General features: G+C 45.9%; 12 protein-coding genes. 4 read left to right on the top strand and 8 right to left on the bottom strand.

The genetic code is table 11. The features are described from left to right. Positions 1–32 precede the first annotated feature (32 nt). On the top strand, positions 33–626 hold the full coding sequence (locus QUB08_RS13865) for a CPBP family intramembrane glutamic endopeptidase (protein ID WP_333225244.1): 594 nt from the start codon (positions 33–35) through the stop codon (positions 624–626). Between the two features lie 220 nt (positions 627–846). On the opposite strand, the gene QUB08_RS13860 is transcribed toward QUB08_RS13865, so the two are convergent. The 4 genes from QUB08_RS13860 to radA all read right to left on the bottom strand — a co-directional run bounded on the left by QUB08_RS13860 (position 847) and on the right by radA (position 4,574). Then, entirely contained in the window at positions 847–1,254 is a 408-nt protein-coding gene (locus tag QUB08_RS13860; RefSeq protein ID WP_333225243.1) for a TIGR02588 family protein, read from the bottom strand. Beyond that, positions 1,251–2,105: a TIGR02587 family membrane protein gene (locus QUB08_RS13855; protein WP_333225242.1), complete on the bottom strand. Its 855-nt coding sequence runs from the start codon at positions 2,103–2,105 to the stop codon at positions 1,251–1,253. Before QUB08_RS13855 ends, QUB08_RS13860 begins: the two co-directional genes overlap by 4 nt. A gap of 381 nt (positions 2,106–2,486) precedes the next feature. Beyond that, complete coding sequence (locus QUB08_RS13850; RefSeq protein ID WP_333225241.1) at positions 2,487–2,846, bottom strand: type II toxin-antitoxin system prevent-host-death family antitoxin; 360 nt, start codon at positions 2,844–2,846, stop codon at positions 2,487–2,489. A gap of 171 nt (positions 2,847–3,017) precedes the next feature. Then, complete coding sequence (gene radA, locus QUB08_RS13845) at positions 3,018–4,574, bottom strand: DNA repair protein RadA (protein WP_333225240.1); 1,557 nt, start codon at positions 4,572–4,574, stop codon at positions 3,018–3,020. Positions 4,575–4,737: 163 nt separating this feature from the next. Between radA and rpaB the strand changes: the two genes are divergently transcribed. After that, positions 4,738–5,469, top strand: a complete 732-nt coding sequence (rpaB, locus tag QUB08_RS13840) for a response regulator transcription factor RpaB (RefSeq protein WP_071587789.1) — start codon at positions 4,738–4,740, stop codon at positions 5,467–5,469. Positions 5,470–5,577: 108 nt separating this feature from the next. Further along, positions 5,578–6,219, top strand: coding sequence for a cofactor assembly of complex C subunit B (locus tag QUB08_RS13835; RefSeq protein WP_333225239.1), 642 nt, complete (start codon positions 5,578–5,580; stop codon positions 6,217–6,219). A 366-nt stretch (positions 6,220–6,585) separates the two neighbouring features. Here the strand turns inward: QUB08_RS13835 and hpsJ-A are convergent, their stop codons facing one another. The 4 genes from hpsJ-A to rfbB all read right to left on the bottom strand — a co-directional run bounded on the left by hpsJ-A (position 6,586) and on the right by rfbB (position 10,458). Next, positions 6,586–7,263, bottom strand: coding sequence for an HpsJ-like protein, cyanoexosortase A-associated (gene hpsJ-A, locus QUB08_RS13830; protein WP_333225238.1), 678 nt, complete (start codon positions 7,261–7,263; stop codon positions 6,586–6,588). A gap of 178 nt (positions 7,264–7,441) precedes the next feature. Then, positions 7,442–8,110 carry a cyanoexosortase A system-associated protein gene (locus tag QUB08_RS13825; RefSeq protein WP_333225237.1) on the bottom strand — a complete coding sequence of 223 codons (669 nt, stop codon included), beginning with the start codon at positions 8,108–8,110 and terminating at the stop codon, positions 7,442–7,444. After that, positions 8,110–8,961 (bottom strand): cyanoexosortase A, encoded by an 852-nt coding sequence (crtA, locus tag QUB08_RS13820; protein ID WP_333225236.1) that lies wholly within the window; start codon positions 8,959–8,961, stop codon positions 8,110–8,112. Before crtA ends, QUB08_RS13825 begins: the two co-directional genes overlap by 1 nt. 390 nt (positions 8,962–9,351) lie before the next feature. Continuing rightward, positions 9,352–10,458 (bottom strand): dTDP-glucose 4,6-dehydratase, encoded by a 1,107-nt coding sequence (gene rfbB / locus QUB08_RS13815; protein ID WP_333225235.1) that lies wholly within the window; start codon positions 10,456–10,458, stop codon positions 9,352–9,354. 357 nt (positions 10,459–10,815) lie between these two features. On the opposite strand from rfbB, the gene QUB08_RS13810 reads away from it, so the two are divergent. Then, complete coding sequence (locus tag QUB08_RS13810; RefSeq protein WP_333225234.1) at positions 10,816–11,361, top strand: hypothetical protein; 546 nt, start codon at positions 10,816–10,818, stop codon at positions 11,359–11,361. The last annotated feature ends 281 nt before the right edge of the window (positions 11,362–11,642 follow it).

The raw sequence follows: 11,642 nt of genomic DNA, 5'->3' as shown, positions 1-11,642 counted from the left end.
AAACCTCAAACCTCAAATCTAAAAGTGATTAAGTGGCAGAAAAAATTCCCGAAAATCCTGAAATTGAACCCTTGACGCGCACCCAAGTTTTAGTAGCAATGGGCGTGACAGCAATTATGTTGCTGGCGGTAGCTAAATTGTGGTTGCTATTTGGATCGGTATCGCTTTTGCCAGTCAAATTGATAGGAATCGACTTGCTCAAAGGATGTGCGATCGGACTGGCAATTACAGGCGGTAGTGCGATCGTTTATCACCTCTGGCCGGGTTATCGCCGGAGTGCTGATGTTTACTTGGAAGTAGTGCTCAAACCTTTGTTTTGGCCGGATTTGATTTGGCTGGGACTGCTGCCGGGACTTAGCGAAGAATTGCTATTTCGAGGCGTGATGCTGTCTGCTTTAGGATTGAATGTTACCAGTTTAGTTTTATCGAGTTTTTGTTTCGGCATTCTGCACTTGGGAGCCCTGGATCAGTGGCCTTATGCTGTTTGGGCAACGGCTGTCGGATTGCTGTTGGGTTACAGCGTTTTAGCTACTGGGAATTTGTTAGTGCCAATTACGGCTCATATCTGCACGAATTTGATTTCTAGCTGTGTTTGGAAGTGGGAACACAATCTCGTGAAGCGTTAGCTCGATCGCAATTCCAAAGCGATTGAAATCGCGCCTGCGCGGGATATAGCAATAAATGCCAACGCGCAAGGGGGTTTTTAGATTGAACGAACCGCGAAGAGGCTAAGGGCGCGTTCGGCGAAGCCGTTCCCGTTCCCCGCAGGGGTTCGGTGAAGGGTAGGGTAGGAAGAGAAAGAGTTCACAGAGGTGAAAAGGTTTTAACCGCCGAGTTTTATCTGTGTTAAGGCAGTTTGTAGCTGCTCGATCGCACAATCAATTCACCTTGACTGGGGTTGCGGCTGAAGATAAAAGCTCCTTCTTGAGTTTCGCCGGTTGACAAAAAATCAATTTGTTGATCGCCGGATTCTACAACTTCGCCATTTACGCGCAATTCGGCAATAATTTGCACTGATTCAGCCGTTTCGCCGCCAGTGTTAGTTACTGTAAACGGTACGTAAAATTGCCCTTGATTTTCGCGAATAGGCGTGTTGCGAGTGACAGAAATAACCGGAGGTTCCTGCTTTTTAGTCACCCAGTTGTAGATTACGAGTCCGGTGAGGGTAAAAAGGATGAAGCAGGCGATCGCAAATGTCGCCCATTCAGCAAAAGTTCTTTTTTGCGGCTGTTCTTTGTTATTACTTTCACTCATACCGCCAACCTCCCCGCCGCGCCGCCAATAGTCGCCGGCAATCCCAATACTAACGTATAGTTCAACCAAATCGACCACGGGTCGTCTAAACTGAGTTTTTGGAAGAAAAACATCATAAATGCAGAAGCCACCAGCGACACTAAATAGGCCATGACAGTTTCGCTGAGGGGACGCTGAAAAATCCCTTGCTGCTGCTGCCGTTTTGCTTGATAAGTAAAGCCTGCTACAAATACAATACCGTAGGAAATTAGCAGGGAAGCGGCGATAATTGCTAATTGCCAAGGCGGCGAAATACCTGCCGCTAGCATGGGAATTTCGTCAGTTGGGGCGATGTTGAAAGCAATGATCATCGCGCCGATTAAAGTAGCGCCGATATCTGCTATAGTTGGATTAATAGTAGGTTCCTTTTCGCTGTCTGAGCTTTGATAGCGATCGCCGCTCAAGAAACCGTTGGCCAGGGCTACTCCCAAGGCAAACGGCAGGCCTTCAAAGATGATTTTCCCCAAAGTTTCTTGCAGCGGAGTCTCCAGGGTAATTTCCCTGAGCAAAAACAGGATAAAAGCCGCGCAGACAATGCCAATGGCGATCGCTTCTACGGTATCGATTGCAGCATCTAGCCAGCGGATGTCTTGAGTTTTGCGAAAACCTTCAGTGCGAGTCAGCAAGAAAACGATGACAAAAGTAGTTGCGATCGCGATCGACATTTCCGCTGGTTTAGTATGCGAACCGATCCACCAAACCTCCATCGTATAAAGCAGGGGAATCCCGAATAAAAAGCCACCCGATGCACCTCGAATGATGTCGTTTAGTTCATTTGACCACTGATTTTTACGTTTTTTTGATTTCTTCATTTTTTAGTGAAAACGCACCTCAAAAAAAGCAATCTCTATTTTGACATATTTCAACTGTTATCGTAGATAGCATCTGCACTCAACTTTGTGCATAAGCGATTAAACCTCTCATCGTCGCTTTGATTAATTCCGCAATCTCCTCTTGGGTCTCAACAATATCTACTTGATACATAACTCGTACCTCCTTACTGTTAATTTACAATATCATTCTAACTCAATTATACAACTCCTCTTCCTTCACATAAACAGACTGTAACTGAACCCGTTTAGCCGGACTCGCCGCAATAATTGCATCGATCGCCTTCGCCAAATAAAGGCATGAGTGTCCAACAACAGCCTCATTCCATATACTCCTTAAATTCTTCTAGCGGTTCGTCAAAATCACAGGGCAAACGCATCTAAATTGCCGGGAGAATAGTAGTAGTGTTTTGAGGAATAGCCACCGCTATCGGCAGTCAAATCTCTTTTCAATAAACTACAGCTATCGATAATAGTCGCAACAAGCACGGTAAAATTCCCGCTTGTTGACATGATGCGTTTGCCCTGGTCAAAATCATCGGACATCCAAACCATGCCTTTAGCACTTCCTGCTTGCCGATTCGGTTTAGCTTGTTTGGTAATTCCTACTAATTTTACAACAGGCTGATTATCTTTACTAATCTCAACTTCTTCACCTATCATCGCCGCTTCGATTAATTCCAGAAGCTTCTCTTTAGCCTCAACTATGTCTAATAAATACATAAATTGGGCTTCCTTAATATCAATTTAGGAATGACAATTAAATAACTTCCACAAGTTTGTGTGATGGGCGGGACGCCCGTCTTTTTTGGACGGGCGGGACGCCCATCCCACAATAACAATTAAAATTGTAAGTTATTTAATTCGCGCTCCTTACAACATCACTATTCTAACTCAATTCGATAAATCTTCTGACTCCAAATCCACAGGCTGAAACTCCAAATCACCTGGCTGCAACTGAGCCGGAGTAGCCGGAATCGCTGCAATAATTGCATCAATTACCTTCGCCACCGGAATAATCTCCATTCCTAACTCTGGCACCGGTTGATTCTTAGGAACGATCGCCCTTTTGAACCCCAACTTAGCCGCCTCCCTCAGCCGCAACTCTAATTGCGAAACCGGTCGCACCTGTCCCCCCAAACCAACTTCCCCAAGCAAAACAGTGCGCGCATCGATTACCCGATCGCGAAAACTGGCCACAACGGCGATCGCAACTGACAAATCCGCCGCCGGTTCGTCCACCTTCAACCCGCCCACCGTCGCCAAAATCACATCTAATTTAGATAAAGGAATCCCCACCCTTTTCTCCAAAACAGCTAAAATTTGCTGCAATCTAGCATTGTCCACACCAGTAGTAGTGCGGCGCGGCGAACCGAAACTTGCAGGGCTAACTAACGCCTGAATTTCCACTAAAATCGGTCGAGTTCCTTCGCAAGTAACAGTCGTCGAAGTACCAGGAGAAAATTCATCTCTATTCCCTAAAAATAACTCCGATGGATTATCTACTTCTCGCAAACCGTTGGCTACCATTTCAAAAACACCCATTTCGTGAGTCGCCCCAAAACGGTTTTTCATCGCTCGCAAAAGTCGATGAGAAGCAAAGCGATCGCCCTCAAAATACAGTACAGTATCTACCAAATGTTCCAAAACCCTCGGTCCCGCCAAAGCTCCATCTTTCGTAACGTGACCGACAATAAATAAAGTAATATTTTCCCTTTTCGCAACCTGCATCAAAGCAGATGTACATTCCCGCACCTGAGCCACCGAACCCGGAGCTGATGTTAAACTAGCAAAATAAATAGTTTGGATGCTATCAATTACCGCCACATTCGGTTTCAGCGATTCCAACTCCCGCAAAACAACCTCTAAATCCGTCTCTGGAAGCAAATAGAAATTCTCCGCTGAATTGTCCTCAAAATCTGTTTTAACTTCCCCGTTACTGCCAGATTTATGTCCGCCATTAGTTGACAAATCAACCGGATTAGCTACACCTAAACGCTGCGATCGCAACTTCACCTGCTGGCCGGACTCCTCCGCACTGACATACAGTATCCTATCCTTGCGGGCCAACATATTCGCCACCTGCAACAGCAGCGTCGATTTCCCGATTCCAGGTTCCCCGCCAATCAACACCAGCGAACCCGGAACAATCCCGCCTCCCAAAACTCGATCGAGCTCCCCGTAACCAGAAGGCCAGCGAGACTGAGTTTGGTCGGAAATCTGCGATAATCTGAAAGATACCCTTGGTTGACCCTTCGACTTATCAGGGGGCGAACCGCCCACTGTCTTAGTTGTCACCCCAGTTAAACCAGCCCGCGGCACACCAGCAGTAGGTTGTTCTAACTGCTCGTCAAAAGAATCCCACTTCTGACAGCTCGGACATCTGCCAAAATATTGTGGTGAATCATAGCCGCATTCCCGACAAATATATTGTATTCGAGGCTTAGGCATTGTTTTATGATAAATAGTCACCCTTAAAATTTGGAAAAGTCTGAGTTAAAGCAATTATCAAGCTTTCAGACCGATCCCCACACAGGATTCAATTTGTGTCTTCTATGATAGGGTACAAAAAAATAACATTATCTGAAATGTAACTTAAGGAGTGCTCGGTAACTTGGAAAATCATAAAGAAAAAATTCTGGTAGTCGATGACGAAGCCAGTATCCGCCGCATTCTGGAGACTCGCCTTTCCATGATTGGCTACGATGTCGTCACCGCTGCTGACGGCGAAGAAGCTCTCGAAACATTTCGCAACACCGAACCCGACTTAGTGGTTTTGGACGTGATGATGCCGAAGCTAGACGGTTACGGCGTCTGTCAGGAGTTGCGTAAAGAGTCAGACGTGCCCATCATCATGCTAACTGCTTTAGGAGACGTAGCCGATCGCATCACCGGTTTAGAATTGGGCGCCGACGATTACGTAGTCAAACCTTTCTCTCCCAAAGAACTCGAAGCCCGCATCCGTTCGGTACTGAGGAGGGTTGACAAAAACGGCGCATCGGGAATTCCCAGTTCAGGAGTCATCCACGTCACCAATATTAGGATTGACACCAACAAGCGCCAAGTTTACAAAGGCGACGAACGAATTCGCCTCACGGGCATGGAATTCAGCCTGTTAGAACTGCTTGTCAGCCGTTCGGGAGAGCCTTTTTCGCGATCGGAAATTTTGCAGGAAGTCTGGGGATACACGCCAGAACGCCACGTAGACACCCGCGTAGTGGACGTTCACATCTCGCGGCTTAGGGCAAAGTTGGAAGACGACCCCAGCAATCCCGAATTAATTCTCACCGCCCGCGGCACAGGCTATCTCTTCCAGCGAATTGTTGAAATTGGAGAAGTAGGATAAATTTGGTCAGTAGTCAGTAGTCAGTTGGCAGTTGGCAGTCGGTGAAGTACCAACTACCAATTACCAATGACTAATGACTAATGACTAATGACTCATGATTACTGACTAATGACAAAATCCGATCCAAATAGAGTTTTGCGGCAATTGCCCTTAGTTGCAGGAGGGTTAGCAGGTACGCTGCTAATGGTAAACCGCTTGCTGACAGAGCAAATTACAGATTCTCAAGCTCGATCGGACGCTTTGGGAGTAATTATCAGCGCTTTGCTGATTTTAACAGGTTTGCTGTGGCAGCAGGTGCAAGCGCGATCGCCCGATTCCGTAAAACTTATCGGCGAAGAAGGTTTTGAATTTGCGCCGGATTTGCCGGATGCCGTGAAAATAGAATTAGCCTGGGCGTCGCGTTTGCTGTTGACAAATACCGCCACAAGGTCGATCGTAATTGTGTATCAGGGAAAAGTCCTATTGCGCCGCGGTATTTTAGGCATCAATCCCGAAGTCAAACCAGGGCCGATTTTGCAGCGAGTGCTCGACAAAAACAAACCAATTTATTTAGTAAATCTCAATATTTACCCTGGGCGAATTGAATTTGACTATTTGCCAGAAAATACTCAAGGAGTTATCTGTCAGCCGATCGGCAGCCAAGGCGTTTTAATCTTAGGTGCTAACGCGCCCCGCAGCTACACCAAACAAGATGAAAACTGGATTGAAGGCCTTGCCGACAAACTAGAAAATACCATCAATCAATTTTAGATTTTAGATTTTAGATTTTAGATTGTGGATTTTAGATTGTGGATTTTAGATTGTGGATTTTAGATTGTGGATTGTGGATTGCACAATGCCAGCTCTGTCAAGGTGCGACCCTCTTCGAGGGCTGCGCTAACGACGAATTTGCCCCGTCAGAGGTGTTGGTTATCGGCAATAAACAAGATTTATTACCGATATCTTTTGAAAAGAAGAAGAGGGATCGCTCCCCCAACGAAATTTCCAGAGTTTGAGGGTCTTCTTCACCACTCCAGAGCGGGCTGCGTGCACAGGGGGCATCTTAGTGCTCAACAACGCTCTCCGGGTGCGCTGCATCTTAGTAGCTCCAAACTCTCAACTCAAAACTCAAAACTACTACCGAGCCCAATCAGTACCGCGCCAGATCGTAAAAAACAAAACACTAGAAATCAGCGCGCCCAGCAGCCACTTAACAGCATTTTTAAATAACCCCAAGCGCTGACTTGACCGAACCGCAGCACTTTGCGTCTGTAACTGTTCCTTAGCCGGAGTAATTCTCGAAAGAATTTGCTCTTTCAATTGCTGTGGGTTTTGTGCATCCGCTTGTACCCCCAAACGGGTAAGTTCCCCCGCCAAATTCCTTAAATCTTCAGGACTACCCTTATTCAGCCGTTCTTCCACCTGCTGCAACTGAGCTAATTGTTGGTTTGCTTGAGTAGTAATTTGCTGGTTGTTTTGGTTGTTGACGTAGATAGTGCCAAAAATTCCCAAAGGCAACATCAACAGAAAAACCAGACCTAGCAGCAGACATACCCAAGACAAAACCTTCAAAAAAACCTCTTCCAAACCTCTGCGGTCGTAACCTTCGCCAAAAAATATCAGCGCCATTGCCAGTAAAGGAACGGGCACCCGTTCCACTACTGCCCCAATCGTTTGCAATTCCCAGAGACGATTACCAAAATTGGCTGGTATCAGAACTGCGATCGTATCTAATACAGACAAAATTAATAGACCGTAGCCAATCCAACGCAGTCTGTAGATAGAAAAACCTTGTTCGCCTTGTACGTCATTCATAAAATAATCAGAGTTGTTGTTAAGAAAAATCTCTCTTGACCCCGCCCAAGAACGGATACAAGTCCCCGACAACAGTCGTGGAGAGTCAAAAATTTTAGACTTTTGTTCCAGCTTCCAGATTCACCTGTGGAGTAAATCTAAAAGCTAAAAGCTAAAAGCTAAAATCGACTGAATCGAGTCAAGGCTCAGGGAATCGCGGCTGCCACCACTGATACCAAGAAACCCAAGCATTCTCTAGAATTTTTTTGGCATCTTCTGGAGTTGTTTTATCCAAAGGCACAGACATCTGAGTCCATAAACATCGCCGGTCTTGAATATTTCCTCTACCCAACAACCAAAACAGAATACGGTTTGGCTGCCAATCGCGAGTATTTCGATTATATCTAAACTGTTGGGAAGTTACTGTAGCACTGCCATTAGGATTGATACACGAACTCAAATACAGTCGATCTTGCTGTTGCAAAATTCCGTGAAACCCCGCGCCTTGAATGTTTGCCAATGCTAGTTTACCAGGAGACGACTTGAGAACTGTATGTCCCCTCATCATATTTTCCACTGCCCCAATGGTGTCTACCGCATAGCGCATCTCTATTTCTAGAGCCATGCTATTTTTTTGATATTCATATTTCCTGGCAGCTTTGAATTCTGAATTGTCGCTAAGTTCGATCGGCGCGCTCTTGTTTAGTTTCCAATCGGCTAAAGGCACCGACTCGGGAAACTCAAACGGGGTGGCCACAGGCTTGCCATCCGAGGGATAGAAAACCAATTTTCCGGCAACCAAAAAAACCCCTCCCAAAGTAACAGCCAACAGAGAAAGCCTAAGTGGTTTCCAAGAGGTAATAGCCATTAGCAATTCTGTCCTTCCTTATTTGGGGGTTGGTCTTTCAAAATTGCAAACCAGCAGAATAAACCGAAAATAAATACAGCAATCATCGAAAAGATTACCGAACCAGTTCCTTCGTGCCAGTATTTAAATGCTTCGGGTTGAGATAGCGATACCAGCACGGCCATGAGAGCAACTCGCGCAGCATTCACTACAAATGCACTAATTATTGCCACGAGTGGCACTACAATTTTCTGACCCACCGTTGTTGGAAACATCAGCAAGAAAATCACAGCCATTCCTAACAATTGTAGAATCACAGTCGACCCCGAACAGCCGTGATACACTTCTACGCTTCCCTTTTCCAGGATTAGGAAAACCCCTTTCCGCAAAACTTCAACTCCTAGATAGTGCAGGATAAAAGCTGAAAATTTTGCTGTTAATGTGGCTAGATCAACGAATAATTCGATCAATCCGGGAGGAATACCTGCATAGCCAAGAATTAGAAGTTCCTGCCAATATTGTTTCAGTCCTTTTGTGCCCGAAGCCAGCAATGCGAGACTGATTCCAGACAAAAAAGGCGCTGTTCTGATAAAGAAGTCGTATCCAGATATCGACGAACTTTTGAGCAATATTAAAGCAATTAACGATGCCCCAAAGAAGCTGGCGAAAACTCCGCTTTCAAAAGTTAAGGATTCGTGCCTTTCCCAAATGAGAAATGCCACGACTCCCCAAAACAGTAACATTGTGCCGAATAGGTCAGTGAAGTTTGTTCTAGAAGTCAGAGTTACGTGTATGGCAATCAAACCGGAGGCGATGCCTAACAGCCAGTATTTAGGTTCTTGGACGTGCTTGAGCCAGTTGATTTCGGTCATTGCTACTTTCTGTTTTTAGTAAAAGTTTCTCAAATCCTTACTTAACCTGGTAACTCTATACAAATTATCCGCCAGAAACACTTTAATTTATGCCTTTGGGATGATTGTTAACTAAATCTTCACAAAAATTGACAAAAGTAAATGTTTGTGATATTTACCTCCACCTAATTAAATCAGAAGTTAGGCGCTCATACCAAAGAAAGCGGGTTTTTTAACTCGTGGCGATCGCACTTAACGAAAGATTTTCCTTTCTCTAACCGGGTTTTTGCGCCGGGAGTTTAAATGTAAAGTTTGAAGGCAAGACAGAAACCTTTCTGGACGCACTCTTGAGCTGGAAAACCAGTTTTTTACTGGTTCTGGTTTTTTGTAGCCGGTGCGTCCAGGAGGAGATTAGTTAGAGTAGACTTTCCGGTAGTAAGTTTGATATTCCTCCGAAAGCAGGGGTTCCCACCACTCTCGATGGGCTAAGTACCATTCTACAGTCTGTCGCAAACCTTCTTCAACTGTTACTGAGGGAGTCCAACCTAACTCTGTTTGAATTTTGGTGGCATCAATAGCATAACGCCGATCGTGCCCGGCTCTGTCTTTTACAAATGCGATCAATTGTTCGCAAGGACGGGCGGGTAAATCAGAAGCTAATTCGTCCATTAGCTGACACAGCATTTTTACTAAATCGAGATTTTTTACCTCGTTGTTGCCGCCAACATTGTAGGTTTCCCCAGGCTGACCACGGTGAATAACGGCATCTAAAGCGCGGCAGTGGTCGAGAACGTAGAGCCAATCTCGCACGTTTTGACCGTCGCCGTATACTGGCAGCGGTTTGCCCAATAACATATTGATGCACATTAATGGAATGAGCTTTTCTGGGAAGTGATAGGGGCCGTAATTGTTGGAACAGTTGGTGATAATTGTCGGGACGCCGTAGGTGTGGAAGTAGGCGCGGGCGAGGTGGTCGCTGCCAGCTTTGGAGGCTGAGTAGGGACTGTTGGGCGAGTAGGCAGTTGTTTCTGTGAAGGCTGGGTCATCTGGGCCGAGACTGCCGTAAACTTCGTCGGTAGAAACGTGGAGGAAGCGCATTTGTGCTTTGAGAGATGCCTCATCAATTGCTTCAAAATGCTTGCGGAAGGCTTCTAACAGTGTGAAGGTTCCGACAACGTTTGTTTGAACAAAGGCTGCGGGCCCGATAATTGACCTGTCAACGTGGGATTCTGCGGCAAAGTGCGCGACTGTGATGATGTTTTCTTCTTTGAGCAAGGTATCGACTAAGGTACGATCGCAAATATCCCCCTGCACAAACCGAAAATTTTCGCCTCCTTCCAAAGTTGCCAGGGTTTGTCTGTTTCCGGCGTAGGTTAAAGCATCGAGTACCACTACTCGATCGCCCGGATAGCTTTTGCACCAGTGATGGACAAAATTCGAGCCGATAAATCCAGCCCCCCCCGTCACCAACAATCGGCGAGGGTATCGCTCAATGCCTTGAGTCGCGTTGTCTGTCATAAAAATAAGAGTTATTCCAATAACTAAGCCTTTACAAAAGTAGCCTTAAAAGTAGTTTGTCACCAAGTGTTTGCCGCTCTGTAATTAAATTTTCTACTGTCTCACCTCAGATTTTCTTATTTGGGCGCGATCGAAGTATTGCTTCACAAAACTTGAACTTTTATCAATTTCTGAGCCGAAACGCTTACAGAGCAAGCATTGCAAATTTTTAAGCTGGCAAATTTAAATTTGAATTGCGTGAGGCTATAGCTGACTTTTGCGATCGATCCGCGATATGGGCGGCGTGCTGAGTTGATAGATTTGTAAAGAGCTGTTACCATTAATTTTTTAATTATCCTTTACAATCTCCACAGCACCATGAAGAAGTTTCAAGTGTTAGCTGGCATTGCTTCCGTCGTCGCGATCGGCAGCAGCATCGCCATAGGTGACGCCGCATCTGCTTTCCCCTGTTCCTACAGCAAATCTGGCGCGGCTAAATCTGGTTCTGCGACAACGCTCCTAGGTTCCGGCGGATCGGAGCGCATTAATCCGTGGAAATCGTACAAAACAGCAGCTCTCGGTTTCCTAGGTTTGGCTGGAGTTTTTGGTGGCGGTGCGGCCTACATGAGCTACCGTGCCGGCAAGCGTGCTTCTGCTGCTTGCGCTGCGATGACCGATAATTTTGAAGTTTTTGAAGAGTCGATCGATCCGATGGCAGATGCAGGTGTTTCTGGACACATGGAAGTTCCGGCGTTGCTCGATTTGGCGGCGGCGGGTGCTGTAGCTGAGTCAGCAGATGCGGTTGCAGTCGTTCGCGAACACCCCGAAGCTCCGGGCGGTGAGCTGGATTTGCCGGTTTCGCCAGTTGCTGAGTTGAGTTCTGAAATTGCGATCGAACAAGTCCAAAGCGCGATCGTCAAATAGTTATCTCAAACCAGAGTATTCGCTTAGCGCACCTCCAATCTTGCAAGATTGGAGGTTTTTTGAGTTGAAATTATCTACCCCTACAATTTCTTGTCCGGGCGATCGCGAAGCACTGCAAACAATAGACAGAGGAATCGATCGCACCAATATCATATTCCGGCTCAGCAAACGAGCGCTGAATTAATATCAATTAAAAAAACTCTTGCTACCATCATCAATCTCATAGCAATTATTAAAAGTCGCTGCTCTCCGTCAGGACAAGGCTGTGCGGTTTTCCTACT

The sequence above is a fragment of the Microcoleus sp. BR0-C5 genome, assembly GCF_036705045.1.
In the GTDB taxonomy this organism is placed as follows: domain Bacteria; phylum Cyanobacteriota; class Cyanobacteriia; order Cyanobacteriales; family Microcoleaceae; genus Microcoleus.
The sequence above is the reverse complement of the archived record's forward strand: the minus strand, read 5'-3'. Positions and strand labels throughout refer to the sequence as shown.